18 protein-coding genes are annotated in these 16939 nt (G+C 60.3%); 9 read left to right on the forward strand and 9 right to left on the reverse strand.

Annotated elements, in window-relative coordinates:
- Window positions 1-33 precede the first annotated feature (33 nt).
- The 3 genes from HBO24_RS22775 to HBO24_RS22785 are packed head-to-tail and all read left to right on the forward strand — an operon-like array spanning window position 34 to window position 3278.
- Window positions 34-1284 carry a lipoprotein-releasing ABC transporter permease subunit gene (locus HBO24_RS22775; protein WP_057438533.1) on the forward strand — a complete coding sequence of 417 codons (1251 nt, stop codon included), beginning with the start codon at window positions 34-36 and terminating at the stop codon, window positions 1282-1284.
- Between the two features lie 7 nt (window positions 1285-1291).
- Complete coding sequence (gene lolD / locus HBO24_RS22780) at window positions 1292-1975, forward strand: lipoprotein-releasing ABC transporter ATP-binding protein LolD (RefSeq protein ID WP_019818240.1); 684 nt, start codon at window positions 1292-1294, stop codon at window positions 1973-1975.
- A 58-nt stretch (window positions 1976-2033) separates the two neighbouring features.
- On the forward strand, window positions 2034-3278 hold the full coding sequence (locus HBO24_RS22785; protein WP_170060353.1) for a lipoprotein-releasing ABC transporter permease subunit: 1245 nt from the start codon (window positions 2034-2036) through the stop codon (window positions 3276-3278).
- 105 nt (window positions 3279-3383) lie between these two features.
- Here HBO24_RS22785 and HBO24_RS22790 read toward each other — a convergent pair whose 3' ends face one another.
- Together HBO24_RS22790 and HBO24_RS22795 are read right to left on the reverse strand one after the other, a co-directional pair.
- On the reverse strand, window positions 3384-4748 hold the full coding sequence (locus HBO24_RS22790; RefSeq protein WP_170060354.1) for a heavy metal sensor histidine kinase: 1365 nt from the start codon (window positions 4746-4748) through the stop codon (window positions 3384-3386).
- On the reverse strand, window positions 4745-5425 hold the full coding sequence (locus HBO24_RS22795; protein ID WP_170060355.1) for a heavy metal response regulator transcription factor: 681 nt from the start codon (window positions 5423-5425) through the stop codon (window positions 4745-4747). The genes HBO24_RS22790 and HBO24_RS22795 overlap by 4 nt, the downstream gene beginning before the upstream one ends.
- A gap of 156 nt (window positions 5426-5581) precedes the next feature.
- On the opposite strand from HBO24_RS22795, the gene HBO24_RS22800 reads away from it, so the two are divergent.
- On the forward strand, window positions 5582-6106 hold the full coding sequence (locus HBO24_RS22800) for a cupredoxin family protein (protein ID WP_115128675.1): 525 nt from the start codon (window positions 5582-5584) through the stop codon (window positions 6104-6106).
- A 67-nt stretch (window positions 6107-6173) separates the two neighbouring features.
- Window positions 6174-7004: an NADPH-dependent 7-cyano-7-deazaguanine reductase QueF gene (queF, locus tag HBO24_RS22805; protein ID WP_170060356.1), complete on the forward strand. Its 831-nt coding sequence runs from the start codon at window positions 6174-6176 to the stop codon at window positions 7002-7004.
- A gap of 136 nt (window positions 7005-7140) precedes the next feature.
- Here the strand turns inward: queF and HBO24_RS22810 are convergent, their stop codons facing one another.
- Complete coding sequence (locus tag HBO24_RS22810) at window positions 7141-7407, reverse strand: DUF4404 family protein (RefSeq protein ID WP_057438538.1); 267 nt, start codon at window positions 7405-7407, stop codon at window positions 7141-7143.
- A 110-nt stretch (window positions 7408-7517) separates the two neighbouring features.
- Window positions 7518-8129 carry an HAD family phosphatase gene (locus tag HBO24_RS22815; protein WP_170060357.1) on the reverse strand — a complete coding sequence of 204 codons (612 nt, stop codon included), beginning with the start codon at window positions 8127-8129 and terminating at the stop codon, window positions 7518-7520.
- Between the two features lie 196 nt (window positions 8130-8325).
- On the opposite strand from HBO24_RS22815, the gene HBO24_RS22820 reads away from it, so the two are divergent.
- The gene (locus HBO24_RS22820) at window positions 8326-9012 is read left to right on the forward strand and encodes a VacJ family lipoprotein (RefSeq protein WP_057438540.1); all 687 of its coding nucleotides are present in this window, start codon (window positions 8326-8328) and stop codon (window positions 9010-9012) included.
- A gap of 59 nt (window positions 9013-9071) precedes the next feature.
- On the opposite strand, the gene HBO24_RS22825 is transcribed toward HBO24_RS22820, so the two are convergent.
- On the reverse strand, window positions 9072-9368 hold the full coding sequence (locus tag HBO24_RS22825) for a PilZ domain-containing protein (RefSeq protein WP_032863288.1): 297 nt from the start codon (window positions 9366-9368) through the stop codon (window positions 9072-9074).
- Between the two features lie 277 nt (window positions 9369-9645).
- On the opposite strand from HBO24_RS22825, the gene rssB reads away from it, so the two are divergent.
- Together rssB and rssC are read left to right on the forward strand one after the other, a co-directional pair.
- Complete coding sequence (gene rssB / locus HBO24_RS22830; RefSeq protein ID WP_032863287.1) at window positions 9646-10827, forward strand: two-component system response regulator RssB; 1182 nt, start codon at window positions 9646-9648, stop codon at window positions 10825-10827.
- Window positions 10827-11309, forward strand: a complete 483-nt coding sequence (rssC, locus tag HBO24_RS22835; RefSeq protein ID WP_029293846.1) for an anti-sigma factor antagonist RssC — start codon at window positions 10827-10829, stop codon at window positions 11307-11309. The genes rssB and rssC overlap by 1 nt, the downstream gene beginning before the upstream one ends.
- A gap of 130 nt (window positions 11310-11439) precedes the next feature.
- Here rssC and tal read toward each other — a convergent pair whose 3' ends face one another.
- Window positions 11440-12366: a transaldolase gene (tal, locus tag HBO24_RS22840; RefSeq protein WP_057438541.1), complete on the reverse strand. Its 927-nt coding sequence runs from the start codon at window positions 12364-12366 to the stop codon at window positions 11440-11442.
- Between the two features lie 229 nt (window positions 12367-12595).
- On the reverse strand, window positions 12596-13606 hold the full coding sequence (dusA, locus tag HBO24_RS22845; protein ID WP_170060358.1) for a tRNA dihydrouridine(20/20a) synthase DusA: 1011 nt from the start codon (window positions 13604-13606) through the stop codon (window positions 12596-12598).
- A gap of 103 nt (window positions 13607-13709) precedes the next feature.
- Here dusA and HBO24_RS22850 point away from each other — a divergent pair, with 103 nt between their 5' ends.
- Entirely contained in the window at window positions 13710-14861 is a 1152-nt protein-coding gene (locus HBO24_RS22850; protein WP_170060359.1) for a site-specific integrase, read from the forward strand.
- Here HBO24_RS22850 and HBO24_RS22855 read toward each other — a convergent pair.
- The gene (locus HBO24_RS22855; RefSeq protein WP_170060360.1) at window positions 14836-15111 is read right to left on the reverse strand and encodes a pyocin activator PrtN family protein; all 276 of its coding nucleotides are present in this window, start codon (window positions 15109-15111) and stop codon (window positions 14836-14838) included. The two genes, HBO24_RS22850 and HBO24_RS22855, sit on opposite strands and share 26 nt — an antisense overlap.
- A gap of 149 nt (window positions 15112-15260) precedes the next feature.
- Window positions 15261-16937, reverse strand: coding sequence for a DNA cytosine methyltransferase (locus HBO24_RS22860; RefSeq protein ID WP_170060361.1), 1677 nt, complete (start codon window positions 16935-16937; stop codon window positions 15261-15263).
- Window positions 16938-16939: the final 2 nt, after the last annotated feature.

Raw genomic sequence — 16939 nt, forward strand, 5'->3', positions numbered from 1 at the left:
GGACGTCTTCTTTTCCTCCGAACAAGCCCCGACATGTTCAGACCTCTCTTCGTATTTATCGGCACGCGTTATACCCGTGCAAAGCGTCGCAATCATTTTGTGTCGTTCATTTCCCTGACCTCCATGATCGGACTCGCCCTGGGCGTCGTCGTAATGATCGTGGTGCTATCGGTGATGAATGGCTTCGATCATGAGATGCGCACCCGCGTGCTGGGCATGGTGCCCCACGCGACCATCGAGTCCGGCGAGCCCCTGGGTGACTGGCAAGGCCTGGCCGACAAGGTCAAGCAGAACCCCAAGGTGCTGGCCGTCGCGCCATTTACCCAGATGCAGGGGCTGTTGACCAACAATGGCAAGGTGCAGAAAGTCCTGCTCAATGCCATCGACCCGGCACAGGAGCGCAAGGTCTCGATCATTGATCAGTTCATGCAGCAGGGCCAGCTCGATGCCCTGTCGCCTGGCAGCTTCGGCATCGTGATCGGCGACCGTGCGGCGGCCAAGCTCGGCGTGGCCATTGGCGACAAGCTGACCTTCGTCGCCCCGGAAGTCACCGTGACCCCGGCGGGCATGTTCCCGCGCATGAAGCGCTTTACCGTGGTTGGCATCTTTCATGTCGGCGCCGGCGAAATCGACGGCTTCCTCGGCCTGACCAACCTTACCGACCTGGCCCGCCTGCATCGCTGGAAGCCGGACCAGGTGCAGGGCTTGCGCCTGAAGTTCAACGACCTGTTCGAGGCGCCGCGCGGGGCCTGGGAAATCGCCCAGCACCTGGGTGAAAGCCAGTACTACGCCCGTGACTGGACCCGTACCCACGGCAACCTGTACCAGGCGATCCGCATGGAAAAGGCGATGATTGGCCTGTTGCTGTTGCTGATTGTCGCGGTGGCCGCCTTCAACATCATCTCCACCCTGGTGATGGTGGTGAACGACAAGAAGGGCGACATCGCCATCCTGCGCACCCTGGGCGCCACGCCGGGGCAGATCATGGCGATCTTTATGGTCCAGGGCACGGTGATCGGCGTGGTCGGTACCTTGATCGGTACGGCCGTGGGGATCTTCGCCGCGCTGAACGTCAGTGCTGCCATCGCCGGCGTCGAAACCCTGATCGGCCACAAGTTTCTCAACGCCGACGTTTACTTCATCGACTATTTGCCGTCCCAGGTGCAGAGCCAGGATGTGTTGATGGTCGGCGGCGCCGCGTTGGTCCTGAGTTTCCTTGCCACCCTATATCCAGCCTGGCGCGCGGCACGTACCCAGCCGGCGCAGGCTTTACGCTATGAGTGAATCGGGCATGAGTGAAAAAGCAATCCTGAGCTGCCGCAACCTGGGCAAATCCTACGAGGAAGGCCCGGAATCGGTAGTGGTGCTGTCCAACCTGCAACTGGAACTGCATCCGGGCGAGCGCGTGGCGATCGTTGGCAGTTCCGGCTCCGGCAAAAGTACCTTGCTCAACCTGTTGGGCGGCCTTGATACGCCGTCCCAGGGCAGCGTGTGGCTGGCCGGTGAAGAACTCTCGGCGTTGAACGAGAAGGCCCGTGGCCAGTTGCGCAACCGCTCCCTGGGCTTTGTGTACCAGTTCCACCACTTGCTGCCAGAGTTCACGGCCCTGGAAAACGTGTGCATGCCGCTGTTGATCGGCAAGACCGCGATCCCGGAAGCGCGTCAGCGTGCTACGGCGCTGCTGGAGCGCGTCGGCCTGGGGCATCGCCTGGAGCACAAGCCGGCAGAGCTGTCTGGCGGCGAGCGCCAGCGTGTGGCGATTGCCCGTGCCCTGGTGAACAACCCAGGCCTGGTGATGCTCGATGAGCCGACGGGCAACCTCGATTCCCACACTGCCCAGGGCATCAAGGACTTGATGCTGGAGCTGAGCACCCAGATGCGCACCGCGTTCCTGGTGGTGACCCATGACATGAGCATGGCCCGGCAGATGGACCGAGTGTTGCACCTGCAGGAAGGTCATCTGGTCGCCATCTGACCTGTTTCAGCCCGGGCATTCGTGCCTGGGTTTTCTATTTTTTCAACGGTGCCCGCGAATGTTCAGACCGTTATCGATTTTTATCGGCACGCGCTATACCCGCGCCAAGCGCCGCAACCGTTTTGTCTCGTTTATCTCGATGACCTCGATGATCGGCCTCGCCCTGGGCGTGCTGGCGATGATCGTGGTGTTGTCGGTGATGAATGGCTTCCAGCGGGAAATGAGCTCGCGCATTCTGGGCATGGTGCCGCATGCCACCATCGTCGGCGTCAACCCGATCAGCGACTGGCAGCCCGTGGCCGCCGCCGCTCTGAAAAACCCCGAAGTGACCGCCGCCGTGCCGTTTACCGAGATGGAAGGCATGCTGTCCTATAAGGGCTCGATGCAGCCGATCCAGATCAGCGGGATCGACCCGGCCCAGGAAGGCAAGGTGTCGATCGTCACCCAGCATATCGTCCAGGGCAATCTGGAAAACCTGCAGCCGGGTGAGTTCGGCGTGGTGATCGGTGAAATCACCGCGCGCCGTTTCCGCTTGAATGTGGGGGACAAGCTGACCTTGATCGTCCCGGAAATCAGCACTGCGCCCGGCGGCATCACCCCGCGTATGCAGCGTTTGAACGTGGTGGGGGTGTTCAAGGTGGGTGCCGAGCTGGATAGCTCGATGGCGCTGATCCACGTCGCCGATGCCGCGCAAATGCTGCATTGGCAGCCGAACCAGGTGCAAAGCGTGCGCCTGGCGGTCAAAGATCTGTACGCGGCGCCGAAAGTGTCGGCGGACATTGCCGGCAGCCTGGGCGCCGCCTACAAGGCCGATGACTGGACCCACACCCAGGGCAGCCTGTTCAGTGCAATGAAGATGGAAAAGACCATGATCGGCCTGCTGTTGCTGATGATCGTCGCCGTCGCCGCGTTCAATATCATCGCCACGCTGATCATGGTGGTGAACGACAAGGGCGCGGACATCGCGATCCTGCGCACCATCGGCGCCACGCCACGACAGATCATGGCGATCTTCATGGTCCAGGGCACGGTGATCGGTATCGTCGGCACCCTGATTGGCGGCGTGCTGGGAGTGATTGCCGCGCTCAACGTCAGTGAGCTGGTGGGCTGGATGGAGCGCGTGACCGGGCAGCATATCTTCAGTTCGGACGTGTACTTTGTCAGCAACCTGCCTTCGGAGCTGCAAGGTGGCGATGTGTTGCTGATTTGCAGCGCGGGGTTTGTGTTGAGCTTTCTGGCGACGATCTACCCGGCGTATCGGGCGGCGAAGATTGAGCCGGCGCATGCCCTGAGATATTCGTAGGTCTTGAGATCGCTATCGCAGGCAAGCCAGCTCCCACATTTGACGGTGTTCGCAAATCAACATGTGGGAGCGGGCTTGCCCGCGATGAGGCCCGCCCAGCTTGCCTCAAACCCCCTGCGGCAGCTCAATCACAAACCGCGTCCACCCCGGTTGTGACTCACAGAAAATCCTCCCCCCGTGTGCCTGCACAATCGACTGGGTAATCGCCAGCCCCAGCCCTGCATGCTCACTGCTGCCTTCATGGCGTGCCGGATCCACGCGGTAGAACCGGTCAAACAGCTTGGGCAGTAACACCTGGGGAATCCCGGTGCCGGTGTTTTCCACGCTCAGCGTCACGCCCTGGGCGTTTTCGCTGATCCTCACCCGTACTTCGCCGCCCGGCGGGGTAAAGCGCACAGCGTTGTCCAATAGATTGGAACAAGCACGGCGCAGCATGCTGCGGTCACCGACGGCACTGGCGCTGCCGTCGCGCAGCAGGTTGACCTGGGCGTCCTCGGCCAACGGCGCGAAGAACTCCAGCAAGGCATCTACCTCGTCGGCCAGGGCCAGGGGCTCGCGCCTGGGGTTCAGCAAGCCGTGATCGGCCTTGGCCAGGTACAGCATGTCATTGACCAGTTGGGCCATCCATTGCAGCTCTTCCAGATTGCTGTGCAGCGCTTCACGGTAGTCCTCCAGCGGCCGGGGCTGGGTGAGGATCACCTGGGTCTGGGTCAGCAGGTTGGATAGCGGCGTGCGCAGTTCATGGGCGATATCGGCAGAGAACGCCGACAGCCGCTGGAACGCGTCGTCGAGGCGGCTGAACATGGCGTTGAAGGCCTGGGCCAGTTCCGCCAGTTCGGCGGGCATCTGTTCTTCGGGCAGGCGCTGGGTCAGGGAGTGGGCGCGTACGCGGCTGGCCACTTCAGTCATCCGCCGCAACGGACGCAAGCCGCTGCGTGCGGCCCAGGCGCCGAGAAGCGCGGTGGCCAGGGCGGACAGGCCGACCGTCAGCCAGATCAGGTGCTGCATGCGCTGCAGAAAGTGTTGGTGATGGGTGATGTCCAGCATCAGGACCAACTGCGCGGAGCTGGGCTGCTCGGGATTCAACGGCGCGTTGTACACCCGGTAGCTGGTGCCGGCGCTTTGCAGGCTGTGCAGGCCGGGCGCAGTGGGCAGGTCATTGGGGATGCGCAGCGCGCTGTCAAACCAGCGCTGGCCGTCGGCGGCATTGATGCGTACCGACAGGTCGGGTTGATGACTCAGCTCGTCTTTCAATGCGGCGATGCGTGGGGCGAACAGCGCCGGGGTGTCGGCGCCTTGCAGGGCGCTGCGCAGGGTCATCAGCTTGCTGTCGAGCAATTGCTGGTCCAGCTCGAGGAAGTGTTTCTCGCTGGCCTGGTTGAACAACACGCCCGCCAGCAGCGAGACCACGGCGGTGCAGCCGGCAAACAACAGGGCCAGGCGGCTGGCCAGGGACAGGCGCTTGATCAACTGAACCGCTCCTCCAGCACATAGCCCATGCCGCGCACGGTGTGGATCAGCTTGTTGGGAAAGCTGTCATCTATCTTCAGGCGCAGGCGGCGGATAGCCACTTCGATGATATTGGTGTCGCTGTCGAAGTTCATGTCCCAGACCTGGGAGGCAATCAACGACTTGGGCAGCACTTCGCCCTGGCGGCGCAGGAGCAGCTCCAGCAGGGCGAACTCCTTGGCGGTCAGGTCGATGCGCTGGCCGCTGCGATCCACGCGGCGGCGGATCAGGTCCAGGCGCAGGTCGGCCAGGTGCAGGCTGGTTTCCTGGGGGAGGCTGCTGCCTCGGCGCAACAGGCTGCGCACCCGGGCCAACAGCTCGGAGAACGCGAATGGCTTGACCAGATAGTCGTCGGCCCCCAGCTCGAGGCCGTGGACCCGATCTTCGACCGCATCCCGCGCAGTCAGGAATAACACCGGAATCTCCAGGCCGGCGCTGCGCACCGCCTGCAGGATCTGCCAGCCGGTGCGGCCTGGGAGCATCACGTCGAGGATCAGCAAATCGTAGTCGCCCGTCAGCGCCAGGTGCTGGCCGGTGGTGCCGTCGGCCACCAGTTCGGTATTGAACCCGGCTTCGGCCAGGCCCTGGCGCAGGTAGTGGCCGGTTTTGGGTTGGTCTTCGACGATCAGCAGTTTCATAGGCAACTCATGGCAACGGGTAGCAGCAGGCTTTATACCGTGTGCGCCGTGGTGCTGGCGCAACCTGACAAAGTTGTAATCTAACAGTCAGCTGACTGGCAGCGACGCATTACTAGAGTGTCCCACAAGCGGATCCCGTACCTTTGGAGAATGAACATGTTATCGCGCAAAGCCTGGTGGTTGGTGGGTTGTCTGATGATGCTGAGCGCTGCGGCGCTGGCCGATGGTGCGCACACTTTCGCCTTTGGCGAGGCTGCCCCGGCGACCAAGGCCACGCGGACTGTAGAAGTGCTGCTGCAGGATATTTCCTTTGCTCCTACATCCCTGGATGTAAAAGCCGGCGAGACGGTGCGCTTTGTGCTGGTCAACAAGGGCCAGTTGCTGCATGAGTTCAACCTGGGGGACGCAGCCATGCATGCCGATCACCAGAAGGAAATGCTCAAAATGCAGGCCAACGGCATGTTGACCAGCACCGGCATGGGCCAGATGGATCACGCGGCAATGGGTCATGGTGACATGGGCAGCATGAAGCATGACGATCCCAACAGCGTGCTGGTGGAGCCGGGCAAGACCGCCGAATTGACCTGGACCTTCAGCAAGGCTGGGGCCCTGGAGTTTGCCTGCAACCTCCCCGGGCATTATCAGGCGGGGATGGTCGGCAAGCTGAACGTCAGCCAGTAAACCTCGGGCTCAAAGGCGGGGGCAAAGGCTGGTAGACTGGCGGGGTTTATTTAGCCAGGTTTCCGCCATGCATCCCGCAGCCGAACATTCGCCGCTGGGCAAGTCCAGTGAATACATCTCCACTTACACCCCTTCATTGCTGTTTCCCATTCCTCGCGCCGCCAAATGGGCCGAGCTGGGCCTCACCGCCGAGACGCTGCCCTACAAGGGCGTGGACTTCTGGAACTGCTTTGAATTGTCCTGGCTGCTGCCGTCTGGCAAGCCGGTGGTGGCCATCGGTGAGTTCAGCATCCCGGCCGACTCGCCGAACATCATCGAATCGAAATCCTTCAAGCTCTACCTCAACTCGCTGAACCAGACGCCGTTTGCCGATGGGCCAAGCCTTGAGACGACCCTGCGTGCCGATCTGAGCGCGGCGGCCGGCAAGCCGGTGGGCGTGCGCATCCGTAGCCTGGCCGAAGTGGAAGACGAAGGCGTGGTGCGCCTGCCGGGCGTGTGCATTGATGACTTGGATATCAGTGTCAGCAACTACGAGCATCCGCGCCCGGAACTGCTGCGCTGTGATGATTCCCGTGTGGTGGAGGAGAGCGTGCACAGCCATCTGCTCAAATCCAACTGCCCGGTGACCAGTCAGCCGGACTGGGGCAGCGTCGCGGTGGAATATCGCGGCGCGGCGCTGGACCATGCGAGCCTGCTGGCGTACCTGGTGAGTTTCCGCCAGCACTCGGACTTTCATGAGCAGTGCGTGGAGCGGATCTTTCTCGACCTGCAACGGTTGCTCAAGCCTGAGAAGTTGACGGTTTATGCGCGGTATGTGCGACGGGGTGGGTTGGATATCAACCCGTATCGCAGCACTGAGGATGTACAGTTCCAGAACCTGCGCCTGGCCCGACAGTAAGCTTCACACCCAGCAAATGTGGGAGCGGGCTTGCTCGCGATAGCGGTGTTTCAGTCAATATCTTCGGTGACTGACACTCCGTTATCGCGAGCAAGCCCGCTCCCACATTGGGTTTTGTACCTGGCTCGGGTTGGGATTAAATCCCCATATTGCCCAAGGCCACCACAATATTGCGCAATGTCCCGGCAATGCCCGGATGGTCCAATTCGAAACGTTCGACTGCCAGGTTCACATCATCGGAGATGCTCGGCGGCTGGGTCGCAGGTTCCAGTTCCAGTTGCACTTCAAATTTGGCAATCAATGCTTCCAGCGCTTCGCGTTTTTCCAGCGGCAGAGGCGGCTCCTGGTTCAATTGCTCGCGCAGGATGTTGACCTGTTCTTGCAGTTTTTCGCGGGCAGGCATGGCGTTCTTCCTTTTATCAATAGGCACTGGCATAGACCACGGCACGCCGAGAAAGGTCTACGGTATGACCTGTAGATTAATCCACTGGCGGCGACTGTGCATGATCTTGATCAGGGCTTCTCGCCTTTGAGCCGGCGCAGGCTGATGTCCGCCAGGCAGGTGCCCAGCTCACCCAGATGATCAATCACCGAGTGCACGCCGAGGCCGTACAGCGCGACCGTAGCTTTGGCGCGTTTGTGTTCGCGCGCCTGTTCGCTCAGGGCTTGCCATTGGCTGGGGGACAGCCCGCACAGTGAGCCGCAGGACGCCAGGCCAATGGTCCAGAGCCCGGCGTTGAGCCCGGCTTGCAGCAGTCGGGGCTCGCCGCTGACCAGCACGCAGCCATCCAGGCGCTGGATGTTCAGGTCCATCAAGGCTTGCCAGCAGGCATGGGGCGCCGGCCAGGGTGCGGTCGCAGGGCGGGTGCCTTGGATCCAGTCCGGCAGGACGGCGGCCAACGGCGTGGTGACGGTGGGGGGCAGTTCGTCCAGCCACGCGCAGGGGGTGCCTTGACTGTTGAGCCATTGCAGGATGTTCAGGGCGCCAGGGGTGGTCAGGGCTTCGCCGGTGGGGATGGTGTCGGCGTGGGCCATGGAACCGAAGTCCACCAGGCAGCCACTGAGGCCAAAGAGTACGGCGGTCAAGGACGGGGCGTTGTCTGCAGCGATCTGGGGGTGGGGCATTGGGACGTCCCTGAAAATAGCTGTGACGCTATCGGAAGCCCATGACAAGCAGATGACACCTGATCTTGGATGTAGGAGTTTTGTATATTTGCTGAATGACAATTCCGTCAAGCTGCCTAATCTTACACTTCCGTCATATACTGCCGTCTTATTCAGGGCATAGCGCCCATGACAGATCATTCAAGGAGTTCAAGCTATGCGCTGGAGCCAGTGTCTTGCTCAACTATCGGTATGTGCCAGTGTGTTGCTGGTGCCTTTCGCCGCCCAGGCTGCGGAAGACGATCCATGGGAAAGCATCAACCGCCCGATTTTCACCTTCAACGACACCGTTGATACCTACGCCCTCAAGCCATTGGCCCAAGGCTATCAGTTCATTACCCCGCAATTTGTCGAAGACGGTATCCACAACTTCTTCCGCAACATTGGTGATGTGGGCAACCTGGCCAACAATGTGCTGCAACTCAAGCCATACCAGGCGGGTGTCGATACCGCGCGTTTGCTGGTCAACACCACGTTTGGCGTGCTCGGCGTCATCGACGTAGGCACCAAAATGGGGCTGCAACGCAGCGACGAAGACTTCGGCCAGACCCTCGGCTACTGGGGCGTGGGCAGCGGTCCGTACGTGATGCTGCCGCTGTTGGGCCCAAGCACCTTGCGTGATGCGCCGTCCAAGTACGTCGACAGCTACACCGAACCGTACCGCTACATGAGCGATATCCCTACACGCAACAGCGCCATGGGCCTGGATATCGTCGATACCCGTGCGAGTCTGCTGTCGGCTGAGAAGCTGATCAATGGCGACAAATACACCTTTATCCGCAATGCCTACCTGCAGAACCGTGAGTTCAAGGTCAAAGATGGCAAGGTAGTGGATGACTTTTAAGGTTAACCCTTGAATGGAAAAGGCGGCCTTCGAGGCCGCCTTTTTTGTGTGCATTAATTTCAGTACATCTTGAGGATTTTCAGGCCCAGGTGTTGGTCGTCACCTTCTTTCCTGGCCCAGACCACCTCGGTGTCCGCCTCCAGGCCTTTAAGCGCGGCGTGCTCTGAGTCAATACGCACCTTCAGTTGGTCGCCCACGTTGAACGGGTGCTGGGCCTGGACCTGCATGCCAGAGCTGGAGAGGTCCAGGCAGACGCCCGCAATCTCTTGCCCGGCATGGATCAACGACACGCCGGCATCCACACGCATGCGGATGAAATCGCGCTTTTCTGCATAGTCACGTTCATTTGCGCTCATAGCTTTCATCCTTCCATTGCGTTGTGGTTTTGCCTGTTCTTATAACTCCCGGTGATTTGCGATGTAAAGACGTCCAGCGACCATCGGCATGAGCTTGAAACCCCTGGCGGATGGGAGTACCGTCTGCGCCTTAGAAGGGCACCTCTGCTTTACCTTTGTGCGTGAGCCAAAAGCTCATGTTTTGTAGGACAGAGAGGCTAGAAAGCGAATCCAGTAGTGCGAGCCGGGCCATTGCCTGACTGCCTACGCCAACCTAATTCTGGCGCCGTTTGCCCACATGCAAAAAACCAGTGCCACGCTGCTGATAATCGATGACGACGAAGTAGTGCGCGCGAGCCTCGCGGCCTATTTGGAAGACAGTGGCTTCAGCGTCCTGCAGGCCGGCAATGGTCTTCAGGGTCTCCAGGTGTTCGAGCGCGACCAGCCCGACCTGGTGATCTGCGACCTGCGTATGCCCCAGATGGGCGGCCTTGAGCTGATCCGCCAGGTAACCGAGCTTGCTCCGCAGACGCCGGTGATTGTCGTGTCCGGTGCCGGGGTGATGAACGACGCCGTGGAAGCCTTGCGCCTGGGCGCTGCCGATTACCTGATCAAGCCCCTGGAAGATCTGGCCGTACTGGAGCACTCGGTGCGCCGGGCGCTGGATCGTGCCCGCCTGCTGCTGGAAAACCAGCGCTACCGCGAGAAGCTCGAAACCGCCAACCGTGAGCTCGAAGCCAGCCTTAACCTGCTCCAGGAAGACCAGAACGCCGGTCGCCAGGTGCAGATGAACATGCTGCCGGTGAGCCCCTGGAGCATCGACGAGTTCCAGTTCGCCCACCAGATCATCCCGTCGCTGTACCTGTCGGGGGATTTTGTCGACTACTTCCGCGTGGATGAGCGCCGGGTCGCGTTCTACCTGGCCGATGTCTCCGGGCACGGCGCATCCTCTGCATTCGTGACCGTGTTGTTGAAGTTCATGACCACACGGCTGTTGTTCGAATCCAAGCGCAACGGCACCTTGCCGGAGTTCACTCCCTCGCAAGTGCTGGGCCACATCAACCGGGGCCTGATCAGCTGCAAGCTGGGCAAGCACGTGACGATGGTGGGCGGCGTGATTGATGAAGAAACCGGTCTGTTGACCTACAGCATTGGCGGTCACCTGCCATTGCCGGTTTTATACACTCCAGACAGTGTGCGTTATCTGGAAGGGCGCGGTCTGCCGGTTGGCTTGTTCAATGAAGCCACCTATGAAGACCACATCCTGGAGCTGCCACCGGCCTTCAGCCTGACGCTGATGTCTGATGGCATCCTGGACCTTCTTCCAGAGCCTACACTCAAAGAGAAAGAAGCCGCCTTGCCCCAACGGGTCAGGTCGGCGGGCGGCAGCCTGGATGGCCTGCGGCAGGTTTTTGGATTGGCCACGCTAGGGGAGATGCCGGATGATATCGCCCTATTGGTGTTGAGCAGGAATCTTTGATGAGTACCGGAAGAATCCAATTCGCCGAGCAAGACGGGACCTTCGTCCTGAAGTTTGTCGGTGAAGTGCGCCTGACCCTGTGTTCGGCGCTGGATGCAACGATTGAGCGGATTTTCACAGCCTTGAATTTCTCGGCGATCGTGATCGATCTGACCGAAACCCGCAGCATCGATAGCACCACCCTTGGGCTGTTGGCCAAGTTGTCCATTCTGTCGCGGCAGAAGGTCGGACTGCTGCCGACCGTGGTCACCACCCACGAAGACATCACCCGGCTCTTGCAGTCGATGGGTTTCGACCAGGTGTTCAACATCGTTGACCGCCCGATCCCCTGCCCGGAATGCCTGACCGACTTGCCTTCCCAGGACCAGTCCGAGGAAGTGGTGCGGCTCAAGGTGCTGGAGGCGCACAAGATCCTGATGGGCCTGAACGAGTCCAACCGCGAAGCGTTTCACGACCTGGTCAACGCCCTGGAGCGTCACTGACCTCGCTGTGAGCACGGTCAACATGTGGGAGCTGGCTAGCTTGCGATAGCGCCAGCCCAACCAACACAAATTGAGCTACAAAAAAGGGCGGCATCCCAACGGATGCCGCCCTTTTTGCCGCCCTCGCTTTTTACAGCTTGGCGCTCAACAACGCTTCCAGCTTCTCCTGGTCCCGAGCAAACTGACGAATGCCCTCTGCCAGCTTCTCAGTGGCCATCGCGTCCTCGTTGGACTCCCAGCGGAACTGCGCCTCTGTCATATGCACACGGGGTTCACCGGCATGGCCTGGCGCCAACTTGCGCTCCAGCTTGCCATTGTCGGCCGCCAGCTTCTCCAGCAAGTCCGGGCTGATGGTCAGGCGGTCGCAACCGGCCAACTCTTCGATCTGGCTCAGGTTGCGGAAGCTCGCGCCCATCACCACCGTTTTGTAGTCATTGGCCTTGTAGTAGTTGTAGATGCGGGTTACCGACTGCACACCAGGATCATCGGCACCGGTGTAGTCGTTGCCATTGGCCTTTTTGTACCAGTCGTAGATACGACCGACAAACGGCGAAATCAGGAACACCCCGGCTTCAGCGCAGGCTACGGCCTGGGCGAAGGAGAACAACAGGGTCAGGTTGGTCTGGATGCCTTCTTTCTCCAGTTGCTCGGCGGCACGAATACCTTCCCAGGTGGATGCGATCTTGATCAGTACGCGGTCGCGGCCAATACCTGCCTTTTCGTACAGGTCGATCAGGCGATGCGCACGCTTGAGTACCGCGTCCGTGTCGAACGACAGCCGCGCATCCACCTCGGTGGAGATGCGCCCTGGCACCACCTTGAGGATCTCCTGGCCCACAGCCACCGCAAAGCGGTCACTGGCCAGGCCGACATCGCCGTTGCAATCCTGCACGCAGGCGTCCAGCAGCTTGGCGTAAGCCGGAATGGACGCGGCTTTGAGCAAAAGGGAAGGGTTGGTGGTGGCATCCTGCGGCTTGACGCGAGCGATAGCTTCAAAATCGCCAGTGTCGGCAACTACGGTGGTGAATTGCTTGAGTTGTTCCAGTTTGGAAGTCATGGGCGTGCTCTGTCCTATGGGTCTGATGACATTACCCGAGGGCCGATAGCCGCTCAAGGGCGCAAACGCGTTCGATCGTTTGCGAGGGCAATAACCTGAAAACAGTCGTTTGAATGACCGACCGTGCTGCTATATAGGAGGGCAAAATCGCTATCAGGTTCAACCAGCAACGCGATCAGAATGTGGGAGCGAGCTTGCCCACGATAGCGATGGACCTGTCGCCGCTCCGTCAACGGCCTTCCAGCAACGCTCCGGCCTGATCCAACAAGGCCAACGGATCCGCGGCCTTGTGAATATCCACCGACAACAACTGCCGAAACCTGCGCGCCCCCGGAAACCCGGTGCCCAACCCCAACACATGCCGCGTAATGTGATGCATCGCGCCACCGGTGGCCAGGTGCTCGGCGATATACGGCCGCAACTGCGCCAACGTCTCGGCCCGACTGATTACCGGCGCCGTACTGCCAAACAACTGCTGATCCACCTCTGCCAGCAAATACGGATTGTGATAAGCCTCACGCCCGAGCATCACCCCATCAAACACCTGCAGATGCTCTGCGCATTGCTCCAGGGTCTTGATCCCGCCATTGAGAATAATCTCCAGCTCGGCAAAATCGCGCTTCAACTGCGCCGCCACGTCATAACGCAGCGGCGGAATGTCCCGATTCTCCTTGGGCGACAACCCCTCCAGAATCGCAATCCGCGCATGCACGGTAAAACTGGTGCACCCCGCGTCCTTCACCTGCCCGACGAAATCACACAACTGAGCATAACTGTCCCGGCCATTGATCCCGATGCGATGCTTCACCGTCACCGGAATCGACACCGCATCCCGCATCGCCTTGACACAATCCGCCACTAGGGCAGGGTGCCCCATCAGGCACGCGCCGATCATATTGTTCTGCACCCGGTCGCTGGGGCAGCCGACGTTCAGGTTCACTTCGTCGTAACCGGCGGCCTCAGCCATGCGTGCGCACGCGGCCAGGTCGGCTGGAACACTGCCGCCCAGTTGGAGGGCGAGAGGATGCTCGGCTTCATTGTGACGCAGGAAGCGTTCATGGTCGCCGTGGAGAATGGCGCCGGTGGTGACCATTTCGGTGTAGAGCAGGGCGTGCTTGGAGAGCAGGCGTAGGAAGTATCTGCAATGACGGTCAGTCCAATCCATCATGGGTGCAACGCTAAAGCGCCGAGACAGTGCGGGGCTTGGTACTGCTGGGCTAAAGCTCTGTTTATCTAGCATTTTACTCAACGTGTTCTTGGCGTGTTTTAGGGCGTTTTCAGGCGTTTTTCAGGGCTCGGTGGTACGATGTACCACCTCAAAACTGACGCGTACCACTTTCGATATGGCGACTATTAGGGCAAGAAAACTGGCGGATGGGACTGTGAGCTACACGGCTCAGATCCGCATCAAGCGCGACGGAGTGCAAGTCTACCAAGAGAGCCAGACATTCGCCCGGAAACAGGCAGCCCAGGCGTGGACGCGCAAGCGCGAATCGGAGCTGGACCAGCCTGGTGCTATCGAACGGGCGAGCCGGCAGGGCGTCACCGTCAAAGACATGATCAAGCAGTACTTGCTGGAAGTGGAAAAGGCCCGGCCGTTAGGCAAAACCAAGAAGGCCACGCTTGAAGCCATCGGCAAAATGGATATCGGGCAGCTCAACGATACCGACGTCACAACCCAATGCCTGGTCGACTTCGCCCTCTGGCGAATGAGCCGTGAGGGTGGTGGGGTTCAGCCACAAACCGCTGGCAACGACCTGGCGCACCTCGGCGCTGTCCTGGCCATTGCCAAAGATGCCTGGGGTTACCATGTCGATCCGCTCGCCATGGGCGGTGCCAGGCGTGTGCTGCGCAAGCTGGGCTACAACCTGAAAAGCCGGGAGCGTGACCGCCGGCCGACCTTGGACGAGTTGGGAAAGGTGCTGACGCACTACCAGGCCATGCAGGCCAGGCGCCCGACCGCCATCAATATGTTGAAAGTCGTGGGGTTTGCCCTGTTCTCCACACGCCGCCTGGATGAAATAACCCGTATTCGCTGGGCGGACGTCGACGAGCCTGGCCAGCGGGTGCTGGTGCGCGATATGAAGAACCCCGGCCAGAAGATTGGCAACGATGTTTGGTGTTTCCTGCCGGACGAGGCGTGGCAGATCCTCCAGACAATGCCAAAAGCTGGCGACGACATATTCCCCTATAGCCCTGAATCAATCTCGACGTCCTGGGCGAAAGCCTGCAAATTCCTGGAAATTGCAGATCTTCACTTTCATGACCTTCGCCATGAAGGTGTGAGCCGCCTGTTTGAAATGGACTGGGATATCCCGCGTGTGGCGAGTGTTTCCGGGCACAGGGATTGGAACTCTATGCGGCGTTACACCCACCTGCGTGGCAAAGGTGACCGATATGTGGGCTGGGAGTGGCATGGAAAGATATTAAGGGCGCCCGTCCAGCTGGGCGCCGCATCAATGAAGTGGCTCAAACGGCGGGTTTTAACCCGTTGAGTTGGTTGTGCTCTTTAACCGCGGCGGCGCGCTGTAGGTCGAGGTAGACGGCCAGATCGGTGATGTGGACGCCCTTGGCAGACTTCTGGCTCGGCTCCAGGCGGGTAATTGGCAGCTTGATCTGACCACTCATCACCTTGCGCTGGAACATGTCTGGCGTCAGGTGTGTGAAGTAGTCCCGGCAAAGCAGCTCCAGCGGGATAATCGCCTGCCCGTCGTATTGGGCCATAAGAATAAACGCGGTGTTCATGCTGCCTCCGAGGGGGCTCGAGCCAATACTTGCGGCAGTCCGTGGTTTTCAACCATGACAGAGGCCCACCATTCCAGTGATTACCCACCACAGCTCCTGCGATGCCACGAAGCCGAGGCCAGCCAGGAAGCCCCATATTGAGATTTTAATCATAGTGCGACCTCCCGCTGTGCCACGGTCAAGGCAATCGCCACCGGCTGTACCCAAACTGGCATGCTGTTGAGCATGAAGGTTTCGCCTGCTTGGGCCAGCAATAAGGTGGTGCCCATTACATGGGCGATTGCTTCCGCGGCTGCCGGTGGAACTGCGTTCCCGATCCGCTCTCTCCATGCCTGATCACTCAAACCGTCCAGTTCAAACCACTCCTCAGGATCAACCAGGCTTTGCAGCGCGGCCAACTCCAGCGTGGTGAATGGCCGGTGCCAGGTGCCGTCGAGGCTTTCGATAACGCAGGTCAGCCGCTCGTTGGCTTCTGGCATGCGTGGATCAGCGACGGACCAACGCCCATTGTCCTGGCGGGCACTGGCTGAAACGGCCCCGCACTGGGCGCTCCAGCCCACAACGCCGTAGTGGCCGCCCGTTAGGTAGGCATCGCCTTTGGTGCGTTTCATGCCGGGGCGTGGATCCTGAACGGCGAAAGCGCCCTGGCCCGTGGTGCTGCCGGAAATTACGGTGCGTGAGGTGCCATCCCACTGAGCCACGTTGTATTTTGCGTGTCCGATACCAGGGTCACGTGGGTCAGCAACGCTGAACGTCCCTTGCCCGGGTGACTTGACGCCGATTACCGCGCCACTGGTTTCGTCCCAGCGCCGGACGCCGTACTGCTGGTATTGCAGTGCGCCGGTTCTGGCCCGTGGATCAGCTACCGAAAACTTGCCGTTGGTTGGGCCGCTGCGTGCGGCGACGGTACCGGCGGTTTCGTTCCAGTCATGCACGCCCAGGAAGCCGTCACGGAACTGGGGAACAATGATCAGATCGCGTAGGTAGCCGTCCTCGATCGCTAAATCGTTCAGGCAGCGCCAGTCCTTACCAGCTTCGACCAGGGCGAGGCGAACCCACGTTTTCCATTGCAGCGCCGGAACCCGGTGCATTGGGCCCGCGGCGGCAATATCACCAGCCATTGGCATGCGGCCGAGGATCGAACCAACAGACTTGAGCGTCTTTTTCTCTGGCTCGTACAGGAAGGGCGGCACCTTCTCTATGTGCCTGGCCACGAGCAGGAAACGCTTACGGCTCTGGGCCAGGCCACCGATAACACCGCAATCGTGCGTGGTTTCTGCAACTGCATAACCGTAGTGGTTCAGCAGCTTGTTGATCTGGTCCAGCAGGTGCCGGCCACGGGTGGCCAGGCGCGGTACGTTCTCGAAAACGATCAACGATACCGGGTCATCCTTCCAGGCTTCACACATCAACCACACGCAGCGCAGCGTCAGTTCATTGAGGGCCTGGTATTTCGGGGTCAGGCTCATTGTTTCGGATAGCAAGCCCGAGGCGCCTTTGCAGGGGCTGGAGATAAACACCGCGTCTGGGCGCTCGTAACCGGCAGCCTTGCGTACATCGTCGGGACCAGCCTCAACCCAACCAGGCGGTGGTGGCTTGCCGTGAAACGCGGTGTACATGCTGAGGGTGAACAGATCCATCAACGTGCCAGAAACACCAGACAGCCGCTGGAAGTCGCGCAACCCGGCCGGGTCAACATCAATGCCACCGATGCACTGCCACTCGGCCTGCATGTTGCCCACCACGGGCTTGGCGTTGTTGAACCCTTTGGCGCCGCCGCCGAGGCCGCAGCAGAAGTGAAAGTGCTTAAAAACACGCTTAAGCATGG

This window comes from Pseudomonas sp. WS 5410, from assembly GCF_012985645.1.
GTDB classification, from domain to species: Bacteria; Pseudomonadota; Gammaproteobacteria; order Pseudomonadales; family Pseudomonadaceae; genus Aquipseudomonas; species Aquipseudomonas shahriarae.

What these genes read in the sequence shown, in the direction of transcription:
- HBO24_RS22850 (WP_170060359.1), top strand. Translation starts at nt 13,710, where the DNA reads ATGGCGACTATTAGGGCAAGAAAACTGGCGGATGGGACTGTGAGCTAC.
- tal (WP_057438541.1), bottom strand. Translation starts at nt 12,366, where the DNA reads ATGACTTCCAAACTGGAACAACTCAAGCAATTCACCACCGTAGTTGCC.
- HBO24_RS22815 (WP_170060357.1), bottom strand. Translation starts at nt 8,129, where the DNA reads ATGCCCCACCCCCAGATCGCTGCAGACAACGCCCCGTCCTTGACCGCC.
- HBO24_RS22820 (WP_057438540.1), top strand. Translation starts at nt 8,326, where the DNA reads ATGCGCTGGAGCCAGTGTCTTGCTCAACTATCGGTATGTGCCAGTGTG.
- rssC (WP_029293846.1), top strand. Translation starts at nt 10,827, where the DNA reads ATGAGTACCGGAAGAATCCAATTCGCCGAGCAAGACGGGACCTTCGTC.
- rssB (WP_032863287.1), top strand. Translation starts at nt 9,646, where the DNA reads ATGCAAAAAACCAGTGCCACGCTGCTGATAATCGATGACGACGAAGTA.
- HBO24_RS22825 (WP_032863288.1), bottom strand. Translation starts at nt 9,368, where the DNA reads ATGAGCGCAAATGAACGTGACTATGCAGAAAAGCGCGATTTCATCCGC.
- HBO24_RS22810 (WP_057438538.1), bottom strand. Translation starts at nt 7,407, where the DNA reads ATGCCTGCCCGCGAAAAACTGCAAGAACAGGTCAACATCCTGCGCGAG.
- queF (WP_170060356.1), top strand. Translation starts at nt 6,174, where the DNA reads ATGCATCCCGCAGCCGAACATTCGCCGCTGGGCAAGTCCAGTGAATAC.
- HBO24_RS22860 (WP_170060361.1), bottom strand. Translation starts at nt 16,937, where the DNA reads ATGCTTAAGCGTGTTTTTAAGCACTTTCACTTCTGCTGCGGCCTCGGC.
- dusA (WP_170060358.1), bottom strand. Translation starts at nt 13,606, where the DNA reads ATGCTAGATAAACAGAGCTTTAGCCCAGCAGTACCAAGCCCCGCACTG.
- lolD (WP_019818240.1), top strand. Translation starts at nt 1,292, where the DNA reads ATGAGTGAAAAAGCAATCCTGAGCTGCCGCAACCTGGGCAAATCCTAC.
- HBO24_RS22795 (WP_170060355.1), bottom strand. Translation starts at nt 5,425, where the DNA reads ATGAAACTGCTGATCGTCGAAGACCAACCCAAAACCGGCCACTACCTG.
- HBO24_RS22775 (WP_057438533.1), top strand. Translation starts at nt 34, where the DNA reads ATGTTCAGACCTCTCTTCGTATTTATCGGCACGCGTTATACCCGTGCA.
- HBO24_RS22855 (WP_170060360.1), bottom strand. Translation starts at nt 15,111, where the DNA reads ATGAACACCGCGTTTATTCTTATGGCCCAATACGACGGGCAGGCGATT.
- HBO24_RS22800 (WP_115128675.1), top strand. Translation starts at nt 5,582, where the DNA reads ATGTTATCGCGCAAAGCCTGGTGGTTGGTGGGTTGTCTGATGATGCTG.
- HBO24_RS22785 (WP_170060353.1), top strand. Translation starts at nt 2,034, where the DNA reads ATGTTCAGACCGTTATCGATTTTTATCGGCACGCGCTATACCCGCGCC.